Source organism: Streptomyces sp. O3, from assembly GCF_054788135.1.
In genome coordinates, this window is sequence record NZ_JBTVYK010000001.1 from 1 (window position 1) to 23,362 (window position 23,362).

Annotated in this window: 20 protein-coding genes and 2 pseudogenes; 18 read left to right on the top strand and 4 right to left on the bottom strand. The window is 69.2% G+C overall.

Annotated elements, in window-relative coordinates:
* The 4 genes from ACX6XY_RS00005 to ACX6XY_RS00020 all read left to right on the top strand — a co-directional run.
* Positions 1-1,029: vitamin B12 dependent-methionine synthase activation domain-containing protein (locus ACX6XY_RS00005; RefSeq protein WP_460324810.1), on the top strand; the 1,029-nt coding region annotated here is incomplete at its 5' end.
* Positions 1,030-1,185: 156 nt separating this feature from the next.
* Entirely contained in the window at positions 1,186-1,890 is a 705-nt protein-coding gene (locus ACX6XY_RS00010) for an HAD family hydrolase (RefSeq protein ID WP_460324813.1), read from the top strand.
* Between the two features lie 421 nt (positions 1,891-2,311).
* Positions 2,312-3,928, top strand: coding sequence for an ABC transporter substrate-binding protein (locus ACX6XY_RS00015; RefSeq protein WP_460324816.1), 1,617 nt, complete (start codon positions 2,312-2,314; stop codon positions 3,926-3,928).
* A gap of 68 nt (positions 3,929-3,996) precedes the next feature.
* Positions 3,997-5,589, top strand: a complete 1,593-nt coding sequence (locus tag ACX6XY_RS00020) for an ABC transporter substrate-binding protein (RefSeq protein ID WP_460324819.1) — start codon at positions 3,997-3,999, stop codon at positions 5,587-5,589.
* A 116-nt stretch (positions 5,590-5,705) separates the two neighbouring features.
* Here the strand turns inward: ACX6XY_RS00020 and ACX6XY_RS00025 are convergent, their stop codons facing one another.
* Positions 5,706-6,377 carry a response regulator gene (locus tag ACX6XY_RS00025; RefSeq protein ID WP_460324822.1) on the bottom strand — a complete coding sequence of 224 codons (672 nt, stop codon included), beginning with the start codon at positions 6,375-6,377 and terminating at the stop codon, positions 5,706-5,708.
* Positions 6,378-6,392: 15 nt separating this feature from the next.
* Positions 6,393-7,297, bottom strand: a pseudogene (locus ACX6XY_RS00030) (RecB family exonuclease).
* Between the two features lie 152 nt (positions 7,298-7,449).
* On the opposite strand from ACX6XY_RS00030, the gene ACX6XY_RS00035 reads away from it, so the two are divergent.
* From ACX6XY_RS00035 to ACX6XY_RS00045, 3 genes are all read left to right on the top strand, one after another.
* Positions 7,450-8,718, top strand: a complete 1,269-nt coding sequence (locus ACX6XY_RS00035) for a site-2 protease family protein (protein WP_460324825.1) — start codon at positions 7,450-7,452, stop codon at positions 8,716-8,718.
* A gap of 80 nt (positions 8,719-8,798) precedes the next feature.
* The gene (locus ACX6XY_RS00040; RefSeq protein WP_460324828.1) at positions 8,799-9,704 is read left to right on the top strand and encodes a tRNA (adenine-N1)-methyltransferase; all 906 of its coding nucleotides are present in this window, start codon (positions 8,799-8,801) and stop codon (positions 9,702-9,704) included.
* 232 nt (positions 9,705-9,936) lie between these two features.
* On the top strand, positions 9,937-10,503 hold the full coding sequence (locus ACX6XY_RS00045) for a hypothetical protein (RefSeq protein WP_460324831.1): 567 nt from the start codon (positions 9,937-9,939) through the stop codon (positions 10,501-10,503).
* 10 nt (positions 10,504-10,513) lie between these two features.
* Here ACX6XY_RS00045 and ACX6XY_RS00050 read toward each other — a convergent pair whose 3' ends face one another.
* Positions 10,514-10,825 (bottom strand): ferredoxin, encoded by a 312-nt coding sequence (locus ACX6XY_RS00050; protein ID WP_460324834.1) that lies wholly within the window; start codon positions 10,823-10,825, stop codon positions 10,514-10,516.
* Between the two features lie 253 nt (positions 10,826-11,078).
* Between ACX6XY_RS00050 and arc the strand changes: the two genes are divergently transcribed.
* From arc to prcA, 6 genes and pseudogenes are all read left to right on the top strand, one after another.
* Entirely contained in the window at positions 11,079-12,845 is a 1,767-nt protein-coding gene (gene arc / locus ACX6XY_RS00055; protein WP_460324837.1) for a proteasome ATPase, read from the top strand.
* A gap of 235 nt (positions 12,846-13,080) precedes the next feature.
* Positions 13,081-14,592, top strand: coding sequence for a depupylase/deamidase Dop (gene dop / locus ACX6XY_RS00060; RefSeq protein ID WP_460324840.1), 1,512 nt, complete (start codon positions 13,081-13,083; stop codon positions 14,590-14,592).
* Positions 14,593-14,740: 148 nt separating this feature from the next.
* Entirely contained in the window at positions 14,741-14,959 is a 219-nt protein-coding gene (locus ACX6XY_RS00065; RefSeq protein ID WP_460324843.1) for a ubiquitin-like protein Pup, read from the top strand.
* Between the two features lie 57 nt (positions 14,960-15,016).
* Positions 15,017-15,205 (top strand): annotated as a pseudogene (locus ACX6XY_RS00070) (endonuclease VII domain-containing protein); the annotation flags it as partial.
* Positions 15,157-16,002 carry a proteasome subunit beta gene (gene prcB, locus ACX6XY_RS00075; RefSeq protein WP_460324845.1) on the top strand — a complete coding sequence of 282 codons (846 nt, stop codon included), beginning with the start codon at positions 15,157-15,159 and terminating at the stop codon, positions 16,000-16,002. The pseudogene ACX6XY_RS00070 and the gene prcB, both read left to right, overlap by 49 nt.
* A gap of 62 nt (positions 16,003-16,064) precedes the next feature.
* On the top strand, positions 16,065-16,844 hold the full coding sequence (gene prcA, locus ACX6XY_RS00080; RefSeq protein ID WP_460324847.1) for a proteasome subunit alpha: 780 nt from the start codon (positions 16,065-16,067) through the stop codon (positions 16,842-16,844).
* Between the two features lie 105 nt (positions 16,845-16,949).
* On the opposite strand, the gene ACX6XY_RS00085 is transcribed toward prcA, so the two are convergent.
* The gene (locus ACX6XY_RS00085; RefSeq protein WP_460324849.1) at positions 16,950-17,954 is read right to left on the bottom strand and encodes a LacI family DNA-binding transcriptional regulator; all 1,005 of its coding nucleotides are present in this window, start codon (positions 17,952-17,954) and stop codon (positions 16,950-16,952) included.
* A 152-nt stretch (positions 17,955-18,106) separates the two neighbouring features.
* Here ACX6XY_RS00085 and ACX6XY_RS00090 point away from each other — a divergent pair, with 152 nt between their 5' ends.
* From ACX6XY_RS00090 to ACX6XY_RS00110, 5 genes are all read left to right on the top strand, one after another.
* Entirely contained in the window at positions 18,107-19,366 is a 1,260-nt protein-coding gene (locus ACX6XY_RS00090; protein ID WP_460324852.1) for an MFS transporter, read from the top strand.
* A 9-nt stretch (positions 19,367-19,375) separates the two neighbouring features.
* Positions 19,376-20,737 carry a Pup--protein ligase gene (gene pafA / locus ACX6XY_RS00095; RefSeq protein ID WP_460324855.1) on the top strand — a complete coding sequence of 454 codons (1,362 nt, stop codon included), beginning with the start codon at positions 19,376-19,378 and terminating at the stop codon, positions 20,735-20,737.
* 115 nt (positions 20,738-20,852) lie between these two features.
* Positions 20,853-21,812, top strand: a complete 960-nt coding sequence (locus tag ACX6XY_RS00100; protein ID WP_460324858.1) for an FKBP-type peptidyl-prolyl cis-trans isomerase — start codon at positions 20,853-20,855, stop codon at positions 21,810-21,812.
* A 56-nt stretch (positions 21,813-21,868) separates the two neighbouring features.
* Positions 21,869-22,243: an FKBP-type peptidyl-prolyl cis-trans isomerase gene (locus ACX6XY_RS00105; protein WP_460324861.1), complete on the top strand. Its 375-nt coding sequence runs from the start codon at positions 21,869-21,871 to the stop codon at positions 22,241-22,243.
* Positions 22,244-22,396: 153 nt separating this feature from the next.
* Positions 22,397-23,350, top strand: a complete 954-nt coding sequence (locus ACX6XY_RS00110; protein ID WP_460324864.1) for a helix-turn-helix transcriptional regulator — start codon at positions 22,397-22,399, stop codon at positions 23,348-23,350.
* The last annotated feature ends 12 nt before the right edge of the window (positions 23,351-23,362 follow it).

The window sequence follows — 23,362 nt, forward strand, 5'->3', positions numbered from 1 at the left end:
CGCGCCTACGTCGAACAAGACCTCCACGACATCTACGACGGCGAAGTCCGCTACGCCCGCGACGCATTCGAGGGCCTACGCCTGATGGACGCACTGATCGCGGTCAAGCGCGGCGTGCCCGGAGCGACCCTGCCCGAGCTCAAGCAACGCCGGGTCAAGGCTGCCGCCAGCGTCGCGGTGGAGGAGAACCCGGCGGAAGGCCCGGCCCGTTCCGACACGGCCACCGACAACCCCATCCCCGCCCCGCCGTTCTGGGGCACGCGTGTCGTCAAGGGCATCCAGCTCAAGGAATACGCGTCCTGGCTGGACGAGGGGGCGCTGTTCAAGGGCCAGTGGGGCCTCAAGCAGGCCCGTACCGGCGACGGCCCCAGCTACGAGGAACTCGTCGAGACGGAGGGCCGCCCCCGGCTGCGCGGCTGGCTGGACAAGCTGCACACCGACAACCTCCTGGAGGCGGCCGTGGTGCACGGCTACTTCCCGTGCGTGTCCAAGGGCGACGACCTGATCATCCTCGACGAGAAGGGCGGCGAGCGGACGCGTTTCACGTTCCCCCGCCAGCGTCGTGGCCGCCGTCTGTGCCTGGCCGACTTCTTCCGCCCCGAAGAGTCCGGCGAAACCGACGTCGTCGGCCTCCAGGTCGTCACCGTCGGCTCCAGGATCGGCGAGGCCACGGCCGAGCTGTTCGAGGCGAACGCCTACCGTGACTACCTCGAACTGCACGGCCTGTCCGTCCAGCTGGCCGAGGCGCTGGCCGAGTACTGGCACGCCCGCGTCCGCACCGAACTCGGCTTCGCGGGCGAGGACCCCGACGACATGGAGGGCATGTTCGACCTGCGTTACCGGGGCGCGCGCTTCTCCCTCGGTTACGGTGCCTGCCCGAACCTCGAGGACCGCGCGAAGATCGCCGAGCTCCTGGAGCCCGAGCGGATCGGCGTCCAGCTCTCCGAAGAGTTCCAGCTGCACCCCGAACAGTCCACCGACGCCATCGTCATCCACCACCCTGAGGCCAAGTACTTCAACGCCCGCTGAGGGCCGGGGTCGAGGGCAGGACCCTTTATTGCCAGGCGCGATCACGCGACGCGCCGTACACTGGTCGGTCCAGTGCAGGCCGGTCGTTTTTCCTCCGGGGGACTCCCCGTAAGGAAGGGCGACCGGCCTTCTCGTCCCTCATGGAGGTGTGCGCGGATGACGAGTACGGTCCCCGCCGTCGGTACCCGAACGGCCGAAGGCGGCTCCGCCCTGCAAGCCGTGCTGCTCGACATGGACGGCACTCTGGTGGACACCGAGGGCTTCTGGTGGGAAGCCGAGGTCGAGGCCTTCGCTCAGCTGGGCCACACCCTCGACGAGTCCTGGCGGCATGTCGTCGTCGGCGGCCCGATGACACGCAGCGCGGGCTTCCTGATCGAGGCCACCGGCGCCGACATCACCCTCGCCGAACTCACGGTGCTGCTCAACGAGACCTTCGAGCAGCGCATCAGCCGTTCTCTGCCGCTGATGCCGGGCGCCGCGCGGCTGCTCGCCCAGCTGGCGGAGCACAACGTACCGGCCGCCCTGGTCTCCGCCTCCCACCGCCGCATCATCGACCGCGTGCTGGACTCGCTGGGCCGCCACCACTTCGCCCTGACCGTCGCGGGCGACGAGGTGGCGCGTACGAAACCCCACCCCGAGCCGTATCTGCTCGCGGCGGCGGGACTGGACGCCGAGCCGGGCCGATGCGCCGTCGTCGAGGACACCGCGACCGGTGTCGCCGCCGCCGAAGCCGCCGGCTGCCGCGTCGTGGCGGTGCCGTCGGTCGCGCCGATCCCACCGGCCACGGGCCGTACGGTCGTCGACTCACTCGAGGAAGTAGACCTTTCCTTTCTGCGGAACCTGATGACAGGAGTGCAATGATTCGCATACCGAGCGTGTTCCGCTGAATGCGCGGGAAACGCAGAGCGTTGGGCCGTGCATTTTCCGTGACCTCAGCGGATGGCTGAATTCCGGCGTCCCGTACCTCAGTTGAATGCGTGACGTTTCTCACGCTCCGGGCCGTCGACGCGCTTCGACATGTGTGCACGGGCCGCCCGATATGGGCGACCTGCGGCTCCCATGTGTCCTGATTGGTCGTCGAGTGTACGAAACCTTCCACTGTTCGGATTTCGGTGCGTCGCCCTGCGGTGTCGCTGCGTGATGAGCGGTCAACTCCGGGGTGCTCCAGTTGTCCTGGCGTCGCGGACTAATCTCATGGTCGAGAACATCGACGTAACTCCCGTGTTCGGCGACACACCCCCGTTGCCGAGAGCAGCGGGGCCAACGCTGGAGACTTTCGAGAATGAACCGAAGGACATGGGCGCTGCCCGCCGCGATCGGCCTGCTTGCCCCGGTGCTCGCCGCCTGCGGCGGATCGGGCAGTGGTTCCGGGGGTGACGGCGCGATCGTCGTCGGCACCACCGACCAGTTCTCCGCGTCCACACAGGCCCCCGCCCCCTTCGACCCGGCGTTCGCCTACGACGCGGGCTCCTGGAACATACTCCGGCAGACCGTCCAGACCCTGATGCACATGCCGCGCGGCGGCGGCGAGCCGGAGCCCGAGGCCGCCGAGCAGTGCGGCTTCACCGACACCAACAGCGAGCGCTACGAGTGCACCCTGCGCGAGGGGCTGAAGTTCTCCGACGGCAGTGACGTCAGCGCCGAGGACGTGAAGTACTCGATCGAGCGGGTACGGACCATCAAGGACGAGAACGGCCCGCTCAACCTGGTGGCTGGAATCGACACCATCGAGGTCCAGGGCAACCGCAAGGTGATCTTCCACCTCGGTTCGCCGGACGCCACCTTCCCGCACAAACTGGCCACTCCGGCCGCGGGCATCGTCAACCCCAAGTCCTATGACGCGAACAAGCTCCGCGCGGGCTTCGCCGTGGACGGGTCCGGACCGTACTCCCTCAAGGCCGAGGTCAAGTCCAAGGGCGAGGAAAAGGAGTTGGTCAAGGCCGTCTTCACCAGGAACCCCCACTACAAGGGGGCCCTGAAGCCGAAGAGCGACAAGGTGGAGCTGCGCTCCTTCGCCGACACCGACACGATGGGCCGGGCGCTCAAGGACGGCGGCATCGACATGATGACCCGCACCATGTCGCCACAGCAGATCAAGGAGCTGTCCGAGGCATCCGACGGCAACATCGACCTCGTCGAGATGGACGGCCTCGAGATCCGCTATCTCGCCTTCAACACCGCCGACCCCGCGGTCGGCCACAAAGCCGTACGCCAGGCGATGGCCCAGGTCATCGACCGCGAGAAGCTCATCGCCGAGACCTACGGCAGCACCGCCGAGCCGCTCTACTCGCTTGTTCCGGCCACGGTCGTCGGGCACACCAACTCGTTCCGCAACCTGTACGGCACGCCCAGCGTCGACCGCGCCCGGACCACCCTGACCAAGGCCGACGTCTCCATCCCCGCCAAGCTCACCCTGCACTACACGACCGACCACTACGGACCGGCCACCAAGAGCGAGTTCGAGGAGCTGCGCAAGCAGCTGAACGCCAGCGGTCTGTTCGACGTCACCATCGAGGGCGCCGAATGGGACGCCTACCGTCCCGCCCAACTGGACGGCCAGTACCCCGTCTTCGGCATGGGCTGGTTCCCCGACTTCCCCGACGCCGACAACTTCATCGCGCCGTTCCTGAGCAAGGACAACTTCCTCAAGTCGCCCTACGCGAACAAGACGATCCGCGAGCAGCACATCCCGCAGTCGCGCCGTGAGGCCGACCGGCTCACCGCGGCCGACAGCATCGAGAAGATCCAGGACATCGTGGCCAGGGATGTTCCGGTGCTGCCGCTGTGGCAGGGCAAGCAGTACGTCGCCGCGCGGGACGACATCACCGGCGTGCAGTGGGCCCTCAACTCCTCCTCCAACCTTCAACTGTGGGAACTCGGTCGCGGCGTCAGCGAGTGACGAGCGACCCTGCCCCTGTCCGACCTACCAGCACGCGTACCACCGAAGCGCAAGGAACAAGGAACATCGTGAAGAAGCACCTCCAGTGGCCGGCCTCCCTGCTCGCATCGGGGCTCGCCGCCGGACTGCTCACCGGCTGCGGCAGCGACCAGGGCGACTCCGCGGGCTCGGGCGAGCCCGTAGTCGTCGGCATGTCCGACGAAGTCCAGGCCGTCGACCCCGCCGCGGGCTATGACCCAGGCTCCTGGCTGCTGTTCAACAACGTCTTCCAGTCGCTGTTGAGCTTCCCCAAGGGCGGCACCGAACCCGAGCCCGAGGCCGCCAAGCAGTGCGGCTTCACCGACGCCGAGACCAAGGTCTTCGAGTGCACCCTGCGTGACGGCCTCATGTTCAGCAACGGCAACGCCCTCACATCGAAGGACGTCAAGTTCTCCTTCGACCGCGTCCGGAACATCAACCATGACGACGGCCCGGCCGTCATGCTCACCTCCATCGACCGCATCGAGACGCCCGACGCCAAGACCGTCGTGTTCAAACTGAAGGTGCCCGACGCCACCTTCCCCAGCAAGATCGCCTCCGGCGCCGGCTCGATCGTGGACCACCGCTCCTACGACTTCGACGAGCTGCGCACCGACGACAGGGCCGTCGGCTCCGGCCCGTACACACTGGACTCCTTCGGCGAGAAGGAAGCGGTCTTCAAGGTCAACGGCAGGTACCAGGGCAACGCCGAGGTCAACAACTCGGGGGTGACCCTGAAGCTCTTCCAAGGCGACCAGAAGCAGAAGGAGCTGAAGCAGGCCCTGCTCGACGGCGACGTGCACGTCGCCTATCGCGGACTCGCCGCCGCCGACATCGCGGACATCGAACGGCGCACCGACGACGCCGCCGCGAAGATCGACATCGTCGAGGGCTCCAGCGCCCAGGTGCAGCACCTGGTCTTCAACATGAACCACCCGGTCGCGGGCAAGCTCAGCGTCCGCAAGGCCATCGCCTACCTCCTCGACCGCGAGGCCCTGGTCGACAAGATCTACCAGGGTACGGCGGCGCCGCTCTACTCCGTCGTCCCGGCCGGTATCACCGGCCACACCACCTCCTTCTTCGACACCTACAGCGGACGCCCGCAGAAGGCCAAGGCCGAACAGGCACTGCGCGCCGACGGCATCACCGGCAAGGTGAAGCTCACGCTCTGGGCGACGCCGATCCGCTACGGGCCCGCCAACGTCCAGGAGTTCGAGGCGATCGCCAAGCAGCTCAACGACAGCGGTCTGTTCGACGCCGACGTCAAGTCCGCGGAGATCGACCCGTACAACGAGGCCGTCAAGGCGGGCAAGTACGGCGTCTATGTGAAGGGCTGGATCCCGGACTACCCGGACCCGGACAACTTCACCCAGCCGTTCTTCGGTGACGACAACGTCCTGGTGAACAACTACACCAACAAGTCGATCACCGACCGCATCATCCCCGGCACCGCCGCACTCACCGAGCGCTCCGCCACCGAGAAGCAGTACGGCGAACTCCAGGACCTGGTCGCCAAGGACCTGCCCGTCATCCCGATCTGGCAGGGCAAGCAGTACGCGGCCGTCGGCGAGAACATCACCGGAGTCGAGTGGTGCCTCGACGCCTCCACGGTCTTCCGCTTCTGGGAGATCGCCAGGCACTGACCTCCGCACGACCCCACTACGACGAGAGCGGGCCGCCCCTGTGAGGGGGCGGCCCGCTCTCGCGTCCCGATCAGTGCTCCCGCGCCACGGGATCGGCTACCGCGCGGGTCAGCCAGCTACTGCGCACCAGGACGCACCAGACCGCTCTCGTACGCGTACACCGCGGCCTGTACCCGGTCGCGCAGCCCCAGCTTCGTCAGCACATGGCCGACATGGGTCTTGACCGTCGTCTCACTGACGAACAGATCCGCCGCGATCTCCGCGTTCGACAGCCCCCGTGCCACCAGCTTCAACACCTCGACCTCACGCTCGGTCAACGTGTGCAACGTGTCCGGCACCGGCTCGTCCCCCGACGGCAGATGCCCGGCGTACTTGTCGAGCAGCCGCCGCGTGATACTCGGCGCGAGCATCGCCTCACCCGCGGCCACCACCCGGATCGCCTGCACCAGCTCATGCGCCGGGGCGTCCTTCAGCAGAAAGCCACTGGCTCCCGCCTTCAGCGCCTCCACCACATACTCGTCCAGATCGAACGTGGTCAGCACCAGCACCTTCGCCGGACCGTCCCGCCCCGGCCCGGTCACCTGCCGAGTCGCCTCGACCCCGTCCATCCGGGGCATCCGGATGTCCATCAACACCACATCGGGCTGCAGCGCCCGGACCTGGTCGAGCGCCTGCAGACCGTCCCCGGCCTCCCCGACGACCGCGAGATCCTGCTCAGCCTCCAGAATCATCCGAAAGCCCGTACGCAGCAGCGGCTGATCGTCGACCAGTAGGACGCGGATCGCCACAACACATCTCCTTAGCTAGACCGGGCCCATTCTGCCCTGCCCCACCCCGCCGGAACCCGGCGGCCTCAGGGCCTGCCTTTGACCGGGAGCGGATACGGCGGGGGAGTACCGCCGAACTCCGGACACACCGCCTGATGATCACACCAGCCGCACAGCTTGGTCGGCCGCGGCCGCCAGTCACCCGTTTCCGTGGCCCGGCGGATCGCGTCCCACAGCGCGTGCAGCTTCCGCTCCACCCGCTCCAGATCCGCGATCACCGGGTCATACGTGATCACATCACCACTGCCCAGATACACCAGCTGCAGCCGCCGCGGCACCACGCCCTTCAGCCGCCACACCACCAGCGCGTAGAACGTCATCTGGAACAGCGCGCCCTCGGAGTACTCCGGACGCGGCGCCTTGCCCGTCTTGTAGTCGACGATGCGCACCTCGCCCGTCGGCGCGACGTCCACCCGGTCGATGATCCCCCGCAGCCGCAGCCCCGACTCCAGCCGCGCCTCCACGAACAGCTCACGCTCGGCCGGCTCAAGCCGCGACGGGTCCTCCAGCGTGAACCACCGCTCCACCAGCTCCTCGGCCTGCCCCAGCCACCGCGCCAGCCGCTCACCCGCGACCCGCTCGTCAGCGTCCGCGAACAGCTCCGACAGCTCCGGCTTCGCCTCCCGCAGCCGATCCCACTGCCCCGGCACCAGCGCCCTCGCCCGCGGCGCCGTACGCTCCTCAGCCGGCGCGTCGAACAGACGCTCAAGCACCGCGTGCACCAGCGTGCCCCGCGTGGCCGCCTCGCTCGGCTTCTCCGGCAGCTTGTCGATCACCCGGAACCGGTACAGCAGCGGGCACTGCATGAAGTCACTGGCCCGCGACGGCGAGAGCGACGCCGGGCCCGCCACGGACACGGCGGCATCGGTACTGGAGTCCATGCCCGCGACCCTACGACCCGCCACTGACAGCAGCCGAATACCATCGACGTCAGACCCTCTCGCACTGCATGATCGTGACACGACGACACACCACCGTGACCACGTCACACCACGACGAGAGACACCCGACCCGAAGGGACTGAGGGAACACAGTGGACGACAGCGGCGGGAGCGGACAGCCGCAGCCCGGCAACGGGAAGACGGACCCCGCGACCGGCAACGACACGCCGCAGCTCCCGCAGAAACCCACCGGCAAGCCCGAGCGCCCCCGCGAGCCCGGCGGCGGCCTCCTCATGGGACGCCCCTTCGGCGTGCCCGTATACGTCGCCCCCAGCTGGTTTCTCGTCGCCGCCCTCATCACCTGGGTGTTCGGCGGCCAGCTCGAACGCGTGCTCCCCGAGCTCGGCAACGCCCGCTATCTCGTCTCCCTCTTCTTCGCCGTCGCCTTCTACGCCTCCGTCCTCGTCCACGAGCTCGCCCACACCGTCGTCGCCCTGCGCTACAAACTCCCCGTGCGCCGCATCCAGCTCCAGTTCTTCGGCGGCGTCTCCGAGATCGAGAAGGAGTCCGAGACGCCCGGCCGCGAGTTCCTCCTCGCGTTCGTCGGCCCCCTGCTCTCCCTCCTGCTCGCCGGAGCCTTCTACCTCGGCATGCGGACCGTCGAAGCCGGGACCGTCCCCGGAGTCCTGCTCGCCGGACTCATGATCTCCAACCTCATCGTCGCGGCCTTCAACCTCCTGCCCGGCCTCCCGCTCGACGGCGGCCGTATGCTCCGCGCCGTCGTCTGGAAGATCACCGGCAACCCCATGACCGGCACCGTCGCCGCCGCCTGGTTCGGCCGCGCCCTCGCCGTCGCCGTCCTCATCGGCCTGCCCCTGCTCACCCAGTCGGACGCCATCGGCGACCCCGACCGTGACTTCGGCATGAACACCGTCATGGACGCCCTGCTCGCCGCGATCCTCGCCGCCATCATCTGGACCGGCGCGGGCAACAGCCTGCGCATGGCGCGCCTGCGCGAACACCTCCCCGCGCTGCGCGCCCGCACCCTCACCCGCCGCGCCGTCCCCGTCGAGTCCGACACCCCCCTGTCCGAAGCCCTGCGCCGGGCCAACGCGTCCGGCGCCCGCGCCCTCGTCGTCGTCGACGCCCACGGCGACCCCCTCGCCGTCGTCCGCGAGGCCGCGATCGTCTCCGTACCCGAGCACCGCCGCCCCTGGGTCGCCGTCAGCGGTCTCGCCCAGGACCTCACCGACGAGATGAAGCTCTCCGCCGAGCTCTCGGGCGAAGAACTCCTCGAAACCCTGCGCGCCCACCCCGCCACCGAATACCTCGTCCTGGAGGACACCGGCGAGATCTACGGCGTACTCTCCACCGCCGACGTCGAGCGCGCCTTCGTCAAGGCCATGGCCAGGCCGGACTGAGCCGCGGCCCATGGCCAGCCCGGACTGAGCCGCGGCCACCCGTGGTCAGCGGCCCCGCACCAGGCCGGTACCCTGGTCACATGTCCGAACCGACCGGTGCCGCCCGCCGCCGCGGGCCCTTCAAGGTCGGGGACCAGGTGCAGCTCACCGACCCCAAGGGCCGCCACTACACGTTCACGCTCGAGGCCGGGAAGAACTTCCACACCCACAAGGGCTCCTTCCCCCACGACGAACTGATCGGCGCCCCCGAAGGCAGCGTGGTCCGCACCACGGGAAACGTCGCCTACCTCGCGCTGCGCCCCCTGCTCCCCGACTATGTCCTGTCCATGCCCCGCGGCGCCGCCGTGGTCTACCCCAAGGACGCGGGACAGATCCTGTCCTTCGCCGATATCTTCCCCGGCGCCCGCGTCGTCGAGGCGGGAGTCGGCTCCGGCTCGCTCAGCAGCTTCCTGCTGCGGGCCATCGGCGACCAGGGCATGCTGCACAGCTACGAGCGCCGCCAGGACTTCGCCGACATCGCCCGGCAGAACGTCGAGCGCTACTTCGGCGGCCCCCACCCCGCCTGGGAGCTGACCGTCGGGGACCTCCAGGACAACCTCAGCGACACCGAGGTCGACCGTGTCATCCTCGACATGCTCGCCCCCTGGGAGTGCCTGGAGGCCGTCTCCAAGGCCCTCGTGCCCGGCGGCATCGTCTGCTGCTACGTGGCCACCACCACGCAGCTCGCCCGCACCGTCGAGTCCATCCGCGAGATCGGCTGCTTCAACGAGCCCACCGCCTGGGAATCGATGATCCGCAACTGGCACATCGAGGGCCTCGCCGTCCGCCCCGACCACCGCATGATCGGGCACACCGGCTTCCTGCTCACCGCCCGCCGTCTCGCCGACGGCGTCGAGCCCCCCATGCGCCGCCGCCGTCCCTCCAAGGGCGCCTACGGCGAGGACTACTCCGGCCCCAACGCGGGCGGAGGCGTCCCCGGCCGCTGACGCCGACCCACTGACCGCACTACACCCCACAACGAACTACCCCCGCCCCCGAGTTCCCGGCACCACCGGAGAACTCGGGGGCGGCGGCTTTTCGTTGACGGCCGAACCCCTTGACGATCGGACCCCTTGACAACCGAACCCCGGCGTTCCGCACCCCTGTGAGGTATGGCACGATGCTGGCCACCCCCACCGGCACAGCCCACCGGCACAGTCCTCACAGGAGACCCTCCTCGTGCAGCACCCCGCCGTCCCGGAACTCGCGCACGCCCACACCCGCACCCGCCCCGTGCACTGGCTCGCCACCGCCGCGGCGCTCGCCGGAGTCGTGGCGCTCTCCACCCTCGTCCAGCCCCGTGACGCCACCGCGGCCGCCCAGCCGGCGCCCCCGCCCGCCAGCGCCCCCGACGCCGCCGCCGTCGACTACCCCATGGAGTGCGGCGCCGCCGCCCGGCCGCAGGTCCAGCGGCAGGCCTCCGCGGACCTGGACGGCGATGGCCGCCCCGAGACCGTCGCCGTAGCCCGCTGCGCCGCGGGCTCCGGCACCCCGCCCAGCGGCGTCTACGTCATCACCGGCGCCACGACCGGCACGCCCCGCGTCGTCGCCACCCTCGTCGACCCCGCCGACCGCCTCAGCGTCAGCGACTTCGCCGTACGCGACGACACCGTCACCGCCACCCTGCTCGGCTACTCGTCGCCCGACGTGCCCCGCTGCTGCCCGGACCAGAAGCAGCGGGCCAAGTGGCAGTGGAAAGACGGGGCCTTCGTACGCTCACCGCAGGCGAGCGCGCACAGGGCGTGACGCTCCGCCGCTACGCGGCGTCAGGCCCGTACACCTCGACCTGGTCCGCGACCCGCCGCACATGGATGCAGTCGCCCGGACACTCCTTCGCGGAGTCCACGACGTCCGTGAGCAACGGCAGCGGCACAGGCGTGGTCGCCCCCGCGTCCTGTAGCAACTCGTCGTCGGCGCTCTTCACATAGGCCAGGCCGTCGATGTCGAGCTCGAAGACCTCCGGCGCGTACTGCGCGCAGATGCCGTCGCCGGTACAGAGGTCCTGGTCGATCCAGACCTCCAGTGCCTCGCCGCCGTCGACGGTGGGCGCCTCGTGCTGCACGGTCATCTCTCCTGCCGCTTCCTGCGTCGGACCGCCCGCCACGGTGCAAGTCGGGCCAGCCCTGACGGGTGTTGAACGATTCGACGATACAACCGCCCGCTTTCCGATGTTGTTCGGTGGGTATTCACCTGGCGTGAGGGAGTACGCAAGGGTGAAGATCGGACACACCCCGACCGACTTGTGGATCTAGGGGTTTCAATCCGCACCGGCCCAGGTAGGGTCAGGAAGCGTCCAGCTCCCCTTGGAGGAGGTGAGGACCGTGGCAGCCCACGACGACGACATGAACCGCGGCATCCGCCCGGGTCGAGGGTCCGATGACCCTGCCGGTCAGATTGCCTATCTCGAGCAGGAGATCGCCGTCCTGCGACGCAAGCTCGCCGACTCACCGCGCCATACGAGGATTCTCGAAGAGCGCATCGTCGAGCTGCAGACCAACCTGGCCGGAGTCTCCGCACAGAACGAACGACTCGCGAACACACTCCGTGAGGCCCGTGACCAGATCGTGGCCCTCAAGGAAGAGGTCGACCGGCTCGCGCAGCCGCCCGCCGGCTTCGGCGTCTTCCTGCAGGCCAACGAGGACGGCACCTGCGACATCTTCACCGGAGGCCGCAAACTCCGGGTGAACGTCAGCCCCAGCGTCGAACTCGACGAGCTCCGGCGCGGCCAGGAAGTCATGCTCAACGAGGCGCTCAACGTGGTCGAGGCCATGGAGTTCGAGAGCGCCGGAGACATCGTCACCCTCAAGGAGATCCTTGAGGACGGCGAGCGCGCCCTGGTCGTCGGACACACCGACGAGGAACGAGTCGTACGACTCGCCGAGCCCCTGCTGGACGTCACCATCCGGGCCGGCGACGCGCTACTGCTCGAACCCCGATCCGGATACGTCTACGAAGTCATCCCCAAGAGCGAGGTCGAAGAGCTCGTACTCGAAGAAGTCCCCGACATCTCCTACGAGAAGATCGGCGGACTGGGCGGCCAGATCGAGATGATCCGGGACGCCGTCGAGCTCCCCTATCTCTACCCCGACCTCTTCAAGGAGCACGAGCTCAGGCCCCCCAAGGGCGTGCTGCTCTACGGCCCGCCCGGCTGCGGCAAGACGCTCATCGCCAAGGCCGTCGCCAACTCCCTTGCCAAGAAGGTCGCCGAGGTCACCGGACAGCCCGCGGGGAAGAGCTACTTCCTCAACATCAAGGGCCCCGAACTCCTCAACAAGTACGTCGGCGAGACCGAGCGGCACATCCGCCTCGTCTTCCAGCGTGCCCGTGAGAAGGCCAGCGAGGGCACCCCCGTCATCGTCTTCTTCGACGAGATGGAGTCACTCTTCCGCACCCGCGGCAGCGGCGTCAGCTCGGACGTGGAGAACACCATCGTCCCGCAGCTCCTCGCCGAGATCGACGGAGTGGAAGGCCTGGAGAACGTCATCGTGATCGGCGCCTCCAACCGCGAGGACATGATCGACCCGGCCATCCTGCGCCCCGGACGTCTCGACGTGAAGATCAAGATCGAGCGCCCGGACGCCGAGGCGGCCAAGGACATCTTCAGCAAGTACCTCAAGTCCACGCTGCCCCTGCACAGCGACGACCTGGCCGAGCACACCGGCGACCGCGACGCGACCGCCACCGCCATGATCCAGTCCGTCGTCGAGCAGATGTACGCGGAGTCCGAGGAGAACCGCTTCCTCGAGGTGACCTACGCCAACGGCGACAAGGAAGTCCTCTACTTCAAGGACTTCAACTCCGGCGCCATGATCGAGAACATCGTCGGCCGCGCCAAGAAGATGGCCATCAAGGCCTATCTGGAGCACAACCAGAAGGGCCTCCGCGTCGCGCACCTCCTCCAGGCGTGCGTCGACGAATTCAAGGAGAACGAGGACCTGCCCAACACCACCAACCCCGACGACTGGGCCCGCATCTCCGGCAAGAAGGGCGAGCGGATCGTCTACATCCGTACCCTCGTCACCGGAAAACAGGGCGCGGACACCGGACGCTCCATCGACACCGTGGCCAACACCGGCCAGTACCTGTAAAAGCCAGGGCGGCTGCGGGTGCCCCACACGGGTACCCGCAGCCGACTGCATTCCAGGCCACCACGATCACCCGAGCAATGACCGAATCAATCTCCCCACCAGCGCAAAGGCGCTCTAGGCTCGTCGGTACCGCCGCGTCGCGCAGTGCGGGGACGGGCACCGCACGCGCACCGGAGCAACAGCGGTACTAGAGCGCCGCACCCGAAGGGGAGCGCCGCCGGGCAAGGAGGGCCGCATGACCGTACGGCGAGTAATGGGCATCGAGACGGAGTACGGGATCTCCGTCCCCGGCCATCCCAACGCCAATGCCATGCTCACCTCATCCCAGATCGTCAACGCCTACGCGGCGGCGATGCACCGGGCGCGCCGCGCCCGCTGGGACTTCGAGGAAGAGAACCCGCTGCGCGACGCCCGAGGCTTCGACCTCGCCCGCGAGGCCGCCGACTCCAGCCAGCTCACCGACGAGGACATCGGCCTGGCCAACGTCATCCTCACCAACGGCGCACGCCTCTACGTCGACCACGCGCACCCCGAGTACAGCGCCCCGGAGGTCACCAACCCCCGCGACGCCGTGCTCTGGGACAAGGCGGGCGAGCGCATCATGGCCGAAGCCGCCGAACGCGCGGCCCAGCTCCCCGGCGCCCAGCCCATCCACCTCTACAAGAACAACACCGACAACAAGGGCGCCTCCTACGGCACCCACGAGAACTACCTGATGAAGCGGGAGACGCCGTTCTCGGACATCGTCCGGCACCTGACCCCGTTCTTCGTCTCCCGCCAGGTCATCACCGGCGCCGGGCGGGTCGGGATCGGCCAGGACGGCCATGAGCACGGCTTCCAGCTCAGTCAGCGCGCCGACTACTTCGAGGTGGAGGTCGGCCTGGAGACCACCCTCAAGCGCCCCATCATCAACACCCGCGACGAGCCGCACGCGGACGCCGAGAAGTACCGCCGCCTGCACGTCATCATCGGCGACGCCAACCTCTCCGAGATCTCCACCTACCTGAAGCTGGGCACCACCGCCCTCGTCCTGTCCATGATCGAGGACGGCTTCATCAACGTGGACCTCGCCGTCGACCAGCCCGTCCGCACCCTCCACCACGTCTCGCACGACCCCACGCTCCAGCACCTGATCACGCTGCGCAGCGGCCGGACACTCACCGCGGTGCAACTCCAGATGGAGTACTTCGAGCTCGCCCGCAAGTACGTCGAGGAGCGCTACGGCTCCGACGCCGACGAACAGACCAAGGACGTCCTGACCCGCTGGGAGGACGTGCTCGGCCGCCTGGAGACCGACCCCATGAGCCTGGCCGGCGAGCTGGACTGGGTCGCCAAGCGCGAGCTCATGGAGGGCTACCGGCGCCGGGACGGCCTCGACTGGGACGCCGCCAGGCTGCACCTCGTCGACCTCCAGTACGCCGACGTACGCCCGGAGAAGGGCCTCTACAACCGTCTGGTGGCCCGCGGCAGGATGAAGCGCCTCCTGGACGAGTCCGGCGTCGAGCGGGCCGAGACGAAGCCTCCGGAGGACACCCGCGCCTATTTCCGCGGCCGCTGTCTGGAGCAGTACGCGGACGACGTGGCCGCGGCCTCCTGGGACTCGGTCATCTTCGACCTCCCCGGACGCGACTCCCTGCAGCGCGTCCCCACCCTGGAACCCCTGCGCGGAACGCGAAACCACGTAAAAGAGCTGCTGGACCGCTGCCGCACGGCGGAAGACCTGGTCCGCGTGCTCTCCGGAGGCTAAAGCGCCGCCGTGCGGGAATCATCGAGGTGGTCCTCGCACGTTGTAGTAAGCAAGTGCGGGGCCGATGTCGGACCGGGCTTGTAGGGTCTGATCTTGACCGATGTAATCGAGTCGTACGAGTCGTACTTACCGGAGCGGGGTGAGGGATATGGCGACCAAGGACACCGACGGCGGGCAGCAGAAGGCCACGCGTTCCACCGAGGAGGTCGAGGAGACCGCGCAGGACGCGCAGGCCTCGGAGGACCTCCAGGAGCGCCAGGAGAAGCTGTCGGACGACGTGGACTCCGTGCTGGACGAAATCGACGACGTCCTCGAGTCCAATGCCGAGGACTTCGTGCGGTCCTTCGTTCAAAAGGGCGGACAGTAGCGCGGATTCACCTTCGTATCGAAGGTGTCAGTCCGGCGGGGGGTCCGGGGCATCGGCCCCTCCGCGTATGTGGATCACTGCCACGCGACGGGTAGGGTCCGTGGCGTACTGTGCTTCAACTGCAATTCGGCCATCGGTGAGTTGGGGGATGACCCGGACGCGCTGAGACGGGCCATCGCATACCTGGGAGGAAACTCGTGGAAGCCAATCCTCGTAGCACCGGGCGTCTACCAGCTGCCTTCCTGACGCCGGGATCGTCGTCCTTCGTGGACTTCCTCGCCGAGCACCAGCCGGACGTGCTGCCCGGCAACCGTGCCCTGCCGCCCGGACAGGGCACGGTCGAGGCGCCGCACGGGACGACGATCGTCGCGGTGACGTTTCCGGGCGGTGTGGTGCTCGCCGGCGACCGCCGGGCCACCATGGGCAACATGATCGCGCAGCGGGACATCGAGAAGGTGTTCCCGGCCGACGAGTACTCGGCGGTGGGGATCGCGGGTACGGCCGGGCTCGCGGTGGAGATGGTGAAGCTCTTCCAGTTGGAGCTGGAGCACTTCGAGAAGGTGGAGGGTGCGCAGCTCTCGCTGGAGGGTAAGGCGAACCGGCTCTCCACGATGATCCGTTCGAACCTGGGTATGGCGATGCAGGGGCTCGCCGTGGTGCCGCTGTTCGCGGGGTATGACCTGGACCGTGAGAAGGGCCGGATCTTCTCGTACGACGTGACGGGCGGGCGCTCCGAGGAGCCGGGGTTCGCGGCGACGGGCTCGGGCTCGATCTTCGCCCGCGGGTCGATGAAGAAGATGTACCGCGACGATCTGACGGAGCAGCAGGCGACGACACTGGTGGTGCAGGCGCTGTACGACGCCGCGGACGACGACTCGGCGACGGGCGGTCCGGATATGGCGCGTCGCATCTTCCCGATCGTCACGGTGATCACGGATGAGGGTTTCCGGAGGCTGTCGGAGGAGGAGTCCTCCGAGCTGGCCCGCCAGATCACTCAGGGGCGCCTTGAGCAGCCTGACGGTCCGCGCGCCGCGTTGCTCTGACGGGCCGCGCGGTCGCGGAGTCCGGAATGCACTTGTCACTGACAGAAAGGGACGGATAGCCGGTGTCGACGCCGTTCTATGTCTCACCCCAGCAGGCCATGGCGGACCGGGCGGAGTACGCCCGTAAGGGAATCGCCCGAGGCCGGAGCCTTGTTGTGTTGCAGTTCGCCGACGGCATCGTGTTCGTCGGTGAGAACCCGTCCCGTGCGCTGCACAAGTTCAGCGAGATCTATGACCGGATCGGTTTCGCCGCCGCCGGCAAGTACAACGAGTACGAGAACCTGCGGATCGGCGGCGTCCGTTACGCGGATCTGCGCGGATACACCTATGACCGTGACGATGTGACGGCCCGTGGCCTGGCGAACGTCTACGCGCAGACGCTGGGGACGATCTTCTCAAGCCAGGCCGAGAAGCCGTACGAGGTGGAGCTGGTCGTCGCCGAGGTGGGCGCGGAGGCGGCGGCCGACCAGATCTACCGGCTTCCGCACGACGGGTCGATCGTCGACGAGCACGGCGCGGTGGCGGTCGGGGGCAACGCCGAGCAGATCAGCGGCTTCCTCGATCAGCGCCACCGGGACGGCATGAGCCTGGCGGAGGCGCTGCAGCTGGCGGTCCAGGCCCTGTCGCGCGAGCCGAACGGCGGCGAGCGGGAGATCCCCGCGGAGCGCCTTGAGGTGGCGGTGCTGGACCGTACGCGCCCGCAGCAGCGGAAGTTCAAGCGGATCGTGGGGCGGCAGTTGAGCCGTCTGCTGGAGGTGGAGGCTCCGGCCGCCGCGCCGACGGAGGCCCCGTCGGACACGGACGAGGAGCCCGGCGAGACGAGCGGCACGGGCGAGCAGTAGCCCGACCCCGCTCCCTCGCGTCATCGCGCGCCCCCGTGTCGTCCGGTACGGCACGGGGGCGCGGTGCGTCACGCCGGGGCGGCGTCGGCGGCGGCGCCGGGCGGGTCAGCGCGGGGGCGGCGGCGCTGTGGAGTCCCGTACGACGAGCTCCACGGGGAGCGGATCGGGGGCGGGGGCGTCGCCGTCGAGCACGGCGAGCAGGGCCCGCATGCCGCGTTCGCCGACGCGCTCGGCGGGCAGGCGGACGGTGGTGAGCTCGGGGTCGACGGCGGTGGCGAGGGTGAGGTCGTCGAAGCCGGTGACGGACAGGTCGCGGGGCACCCGCAGGCCGAGTCGGCGGGCGGCCTTGACGGCGCCCGCAGCGATGATGTCGTCATCGCAGATGAGGGCGGTGGGGCGGGGGCCGGGCGCGGTGAGGGCGTGTTCCGCGGTGGCGCGCGCCTGGTGCACGGCCAGCGCGGCGTGGGCGGTGCGCGCGGTGGCGTCGGGGGCGGCGGCGAGGGTCTCGGTGAGCGTCCGGGCACGTACGTGGAAGGTCCAGGAGTCGACGTCGGCCGCGAGGTGGAGGAGGCGGCGGTGGCCGAGGGCGAGGAGGTGTTCGGTCACCTGGCGCATGCCGTCGGCGAGGTCGACGTTGACATGGGCGGCGGGCGTCGGGTCGGCGGGGTCGCTGTCCAGCATGACGAGGGGGAGGTCGGCGCCGCGGATGGCGGTGAGCGCGCCCGCGGCCATGGAGGAGGCGATGACGCCGTCCAGCGCGGTGCGGGCGGAGGCGAAGGGGTCCTTGGCGGGGCCGACGCCTTCGGGCGAGGGATAGAGGACGACGCCGAAGTCGTGGGCGGCGGCGACGCGGGCCGCGCCGGTGTAGACGCGGGCGAAGAAGTCGTTGGTGAGGGCGGGGACGACCAGCAGGGCGGTGCGGGTGGTGCCGAGGCGGAGATTGCGGGCGGCGAGGTTGGGCCGGTAGCCGAGGTCGCGCGCGGTGGTCCGGACGCGTTCGGCGGTGCGCTCGGAGACGCGGCCGCGCCACTTGTCGCCGAGTACGAGCGAGACGGCGGCCTGTGAGACTCCGGCGGCGCGGGCCACGTCCTTGCTCGTGGGCCGTGCCACGGGGGGCTCCTTTCGTCCCGCGGGGTGCCCGCGGAGGGGGGCGGGGGTCTGGTGGGGTGGACCCGATGGTTGGGGTCATGGTACGTATGACAGCAGACGTTATACGTAAAACTTCGGTGTGAGTGACCGGCGTGGGCGAGAGGGGCCTGAGAATGGTCGCGGGATACGTGGACCTGCTGCGGACGCGCCATGCGGCCAGGCTGCTCACCGGAACGCTGGTCGGACGGCTGCCGAGCGCGACCGGCCATATCGCGATCGTGCTGTTCACCCGTTCCGAGGGCGGCAGCTACACGCTCGCGGGCGCGCTGGCGGCGGTCTACGGGCTCGCCATGGCGCTGGGGCAGCCGCTGCTCGGCCGCGCGGTCGATCTGCGGGGGCAGCCGCGGGTGATGTTCCCGGTGGCCGTCGTGTCGGCGGCGGGGATGGCGGTGTTCGCGCTCGCCGGGATCGGCGCGCTGCCGCTCGCTTACGCGGCGGTGGGCGTGGCGGGGTTCTTCACGCCGCCGCTCGAGGGCGGGCTGCGGGCGTTGTGGCCCAGCGTGCTGGGCCGCGAGGACCGGGTGCACACGGCGTACGCGATGGACGCGGTGGCGCAGGAAATCCTGTTCACGGTGGGGCCGTTGCTGGTCACCCTGCTGGTGTCGCTGTGGTCGCCCGCCGCCGCGCTGCTGATCATCAACGTGATCGGGGTCGCGGGCGCGGTATCGGTCGTGGTGTCGGGCCCGTCGCGCGCGTGGCGCTCGGCCCCGCGCGCGGCGCACTGGCTCGGGGCGCTGCGCTCGCCCGGACTGCTGGCGCTGCTGGGCGCGTTCTTCTTCGTGGGCCTGGCGCTGGGCTCGATCACGGTGGCGGGTGTGGCCTACGCGGACGACCAGGGGCGCGAGGCGGTGTACGGCTGGCTGATGGCGTCGCTCGGCCTGGGCGCGCTGGCCGGCGGTGTGCTGTACGGGGCGCGGCACTGGCCGGGGGTGCCGGAGCGGCGGCTGCGGGTGCTGGTGGGGCTGCTGGCGCTGGGGTACCTGCCGCTGGCGCTGACGCCGGGTGTGCTGGCGATGTGCGCGCTGGCGGTCCTGTCGGGCGTGTTCCTGGCGCCGTCGCTGGCGTGCGCGTTCATCGTGGTGGACCGGCACGCGCCGACGGGGACGGTCACCGAGGCGTTCTCCTGGCTGGTGACCACGTTCGGGGTAGGGGCCGCGGTGGGTACGGGCGCGGCGGGCCCGGCCATCGAGGGCGGCGGCACCGCGTGGGGATTCGTGGTCGCGGGCGGCGGGGGAGTGGCCGCGTCGCTGGTTCTGATGGCGACCGTTCGGGTGCTGTCGGCCCCGGTTCGCACGGCCAGCGTGGCCGGGTCGTCCGAAAGTGATCGAAACGGTGCTGTCGAACCCGGTTTCAGTGCGGGCCGTCAGGCGTAATGTTCAGTCATGGACCGCCGCATTTTCGGGCTGGAGAACGAGTACGGCGTCACGTGCACGTTCAGGGGACAGCGCCGTCTGTCTCCTGACGAGGTGGCGCGCTACCTCTTCCGCCGTGTTGTGTCATGGGGCCGCAGCAGCAACGTCTTCCTGCGGAACGGCGCCCGCCTCTACCTGGACGTGGGTTCGCATCCGGAGTACGCGACTCCCGAGTGCGACAACGTGACCGAGCTGGTCACCCACGACAAGGCGGGCGAGCGCATCCTGGAGGGCCTGCTCGTCGACGCCGAACGCCGCCTGCACGAGGAGGGAATCGCGGGCGACGTCTACCTGTTCAAGAACAACACCGACTCGGCGGGGAACTCCTACGGCTGCCACGAGAACTATCTGGTGGCACGGCACGGGGAGTTCTCCCGGCTCGCGGACATTCTCATCCCGTTCCTGGTGACCCGTCAGCTGCTGTGCGGCGCGGGCAAGGTGCTCCAGACCCCGCGGGGCGCGGTGTACTGCGTCAGCCAGCGTGCCGAGCACATCTGGGAAGGGGTCTCGTCGGCGACCACCCGTTCCCGGCCGATCATCAACACGCGCGACGAGCCGCACGCGGACGCCGAGCGGTACCGCAGGCTGCATGTCATCGTCGGCGACTCGAACATGTCCGAGACGACCATGCTGCTGAAGGTCGGCGCGACCGATCTGGTGCTGCGGATGATCGAGGCGGGCACGGTGATGCGCGATCTGACCCTGGAGAACCCGATCCGGGCCATCCGCGAGGTCAGTCACGACACGACCGGCCGCCGTAAGGTGCGGCTGGCCAGCGGCCGGGAGGCGTCGGCGCTGGACGTGCAGCGCGAGTACTACGAGAAGGCGGTGGACTTCGTCGACCGCCGGGGCATCCGCACCGGCACGGTGGAGCGAGTGCTGGAACTGTGGGGCCGTGCGCTGGAGGCGATCGAGGAGGAGGACCTCGACCGCATCGACACCGAGATCGACTGGGTCATGAAGTACAAGCTCATCGAGCGGTACCGCGCCAAGCACAACATGACCATGTCGCACCCGCGGGTCGCGCAGATAGACCTCGCCTACCACGACATCCACCGCCGCCGTGGTCTGTACTACCTGCTGGAGAGAAAGGGGCAGGCGGCCCGGATCTGCAACGACCTGTTGGTCTTCGAGGGCAAGTCGGTGCCGCCGCAGACCACCCGCGCCCGGCTGCGCGGCGACTTCATCCGCCGGGCCCAGGAGCAGCGCCGTGACTTCACGGTCGACTGGGTGCACCTGAAGCTCAACGACCAGGCACAGCGCACGGTGCTGTGTAAGGATCCGTTCCGGTCGGTGGACGACCGGGTGGAGAAGCTGATCGCCGGGATGTGAGGCGGGCCGAGCGAGCGCGACACCGGGCGCCGTACGCCTGTCGTACGGCGCCCGGTGCGCGTCGTAGAGTTGCGGGCATCCGACCCCGCAAGATCGACCGATGATGAGGCCCGCCGTGCGCCGACGTTCCCTGCTCTTGTCCGTTCCCGCCGGACTGCTGGCGCTCGCCGGCTGCGGCGATGAGAAGGGCGACAAGAGCGTCAAGACCACGGCCGAGCCCACCGTGGAGTCCGCTTCCCTGCCGGAGATCACCAAGGGTGTGAAGTTCGGCGAGAAGCCGACTGTGGCCAAGGGGTCGGGCGAGCCGTCCTCCGACCTCCAGGTCGAGACCGTGATCGCGGGCGACGGCGGGGAGGTGGCGAAGGGGGACTACCTGCAGGCCGACTACCTCGGCCAGATCTGGGACACGGCCAAGGTGTTCGACGACTCCTACGACCGTGGCGCCCCGGCCGTCTTCCAGATCGGCGTGGGCCGTGTCGTCGAGGGCTGGGACCAGGGGCTGGTCGGCAAGAAGATCGGCAGCCGGGTCGAGCTGGCGATCCCGCCGGAGCTGGGCTACGGCGAGCAGGGCCAGCCGCAGGCGGGGATCAAGGGCACCGACACCCTGGTGTTCGTCGTGGACATCGTGGACTCCTTCAACGGCAAGAGCTCCGTCAAGGGCACGGAGGTCGCGCAGGACGACATCGACCTGCCGAAGGTGGGCGCCAACACCGACGGCAAGGCGCCGTCGATCGACGTCCCGGAGAAGGACGCGCCGAAGAAGCTGGTCGCGAACTACGTCCTGGAGGGCGACGGCGAGGAACTGGAGGCCACGGACGGCGTCCTGGTGCAGTACAAGGGCGTGTTGTGGGACGGCGGCAAGCAGTTCGACGCCTCGTACCAGCGTGACCAGCTGGCCCAGTTCGGGCTCAACCAGGTGATCAAGGGCTGGTCGCAGGGGCTGACCGGCAAGAAGGTCGGCAGCCGGGTGCTGATCGTGGTCCCGCCGGACCTGGGCTACGGGGACGAGAAGAAGGAAGGCATCCCCGCGAACTCGACGCTGGTCTTCTCGGTGGACATCCTGGCCAAGATGTAGCGGCGGATCTGCGAGACTGTCCCGGTTGCCCAGCAGGACAAGCAGGAGCGAGTGACGTGAAGAACATCGACAAGCCCGAGATCGACTTTCCGGGCGGGGAGCCCCCGAAGGACCTTGAGATCAAGGACATCTGGGAGGGCGACGGCCCGGTCGCGAAGGCGGGCGACAGCGTCCAGGTCCACTACGTGGGCGTGTCCTTCTCCTCCGGCGAGGAGTTCGACGCCAGCTGGAACCGCGGCACCCCGCTGGCCTTCCAGCTGGGCGCCGGTCAGGTCATCAGCGGCTGGGACCAGGGTGTGCAGGGCATGAAGGTCGGCGGCCGCCGACAGCTCACCATCCCGCCGCACCTGGCCTACGGCGACCGCGGCGCCGGCGGCAGGATCGCGCCGGGCGAGACGCTGATCTTCGTCTGCGACCTGGTCTCGATCTGACCGAGAGCTGATCAGGGCCTGACCGAGGTCCGGCCTGACGCGTTGCGGGGCCCATGCCGACCGGCATGGGCCCTCGGCTTTTGCCAGGCGACCGTGGAGCGGTACGGTCAACGGTCGTAGAGCAGCACGTGTGGGAGGGTGGAGAGGGCGTCGATGGCGATTGCCAAGGCAGAGCGACTGATGAATCTGGCGCTGTGTCTGCTCGGGACCCGACGGCCGCTGAGCAAGCGTGAGCTGCGCGGATCCATCGAGGCCTATCTGGAGGCGGAGCAGGACGACGCCTTCAACCGGATGTTCGAGCGGGACAAGGACGATCTGCGCGAGCTCGGCCTGGTCATCGAGACGGTCGAGAACCTCGACGGCGAGGTCGGCTATCTGGCCCGCCGGGACAGCAACCGGCTGCCGCCGGTCACTCTGGACGCCGAAGAGGCCGCCGCGCTGGGCCTGGCCGCCAAGGTGTGGCAGCAGGCCAGACTGGCGGGTGCGGCCAGCGGGGCGCTGCAGAAGCTGCGCGCCGCGGGGATGCCGGAAGAGGACGGTCCGGGCGAGGCGCACAGCGCGCTGGAGCCGCGCATCCCGGTGCACGAGGCGGCGTTCGAGCCTTTGATGCTGGCCTGCCGTGACCGCCGCCCGGTCGTCTTCGACTACCGCAAGGCCACCGCGGCCCGGCCTGAGGCGCGCCAGGTGGAGCCGTGGGCGCTGGAGTGCTGGCGCGGCCACTGGTATCTGGCGGGCTGGGACCGCGACCGTGGCGCGGAGCGCGTCTTCCGGCTCTCCCGGATCACCGGCAAGGTCCGTTCCCGCGCCGGGAAGTTCACCGCCGACGTGCCGGACGTGGTGCGGGTACGGGAGACCGTCGCGAGCTGGGCGGGCGAGCGGGCCGACCGTACGGCGCGGATCGAACTGCGTGCGGGCGCGGGGTACCCGTTGCGCGCGCGGGCTGCCTCGGTGCGGGAACTGGGCGGCGGATGGGATGAGTTGGAGATTCCGTACGGGCACGGTCTGGACGCCTGGCTGGTGGAGTTCGGCGCCGATGTGGTGGTGCTGGAGCCCGCCGAGCTGCGGGCCGATGTCGTGGACCGGCTGCGTGCCGTGGCCAAGGGCTGAGGGAGAGACGGA

What these genes read in the sequence shown, in the direction of transcription:
- ACX6XY_RS00010 (WP_460324813.1), top strand. Translation starts at nt 1,186, where the DNA reads ATGACGAGTACGGTCCCCGCCGTCGGTACCCGAACGGCCGAAGGCGGC.
- ACX6XY_RS00015 (WP_460324816.1), top strand. Translation starts at nt 2,312, where the DNA reads ATGAACCGAAGGACATGGGCGCTGCCCGCCGCGATCGGCCTGCTTGCC.
- ACX6XY_RS00040 (WP_460324828.1), top strand. Translation starts at nt 8,799, where the DNA reads ATGTCCGAACCGACCGGTGCCGCCCGCCGCCGCGGGCCCTTCAAGGTC.
- ACX6XY_RS00050 (WP_460324834.1), bottom strand. Translation starts at nt 10,825, where the DNA reads ATGACCGTGCAGCACGAGGCGCCCACCGTCGACGGCGGCGAGGCACTG.
- dop (WP_460324840.1), top strand. Translation starts at nt 13,081, where the DNA reads ATGACCGTACGGCGAGTAATGGGCATCGAGACGGAGTACGGGATCTCC.
- ACX6XY_RS00065 (WP_460324843.1), top strand. Translation starts at nt 14,741, where the DNA reads ATGGCGACCAAGGACACCGACGGCGGGCAGCAGAAGGCCACGCGTTCC.
- ACX6XY_RS00090 (WP_460324852.1), top strand. Translation starts at nt 18,107, where the DNA reads ATGGTCGCGGGATACGTGGACCTGCTGCGGACGCGCCATGCGGCCAGG.
- pafA (WP_460324855.1), top strand. Translation starts at nt 19,376, where the DNA reads ATGGACCGCCGCATTTTCGGGCTGGAGAACGAGTACGGCGTCACGTGC.
- ACX6XY_RS00110 (WP_460324864.1), top strand. Translation starts at nt 22,397, where the DNA reads ATGGCGATTGCCAAGGCAGAGCGACTGATGAATCTGGCGCTGTGTCTG.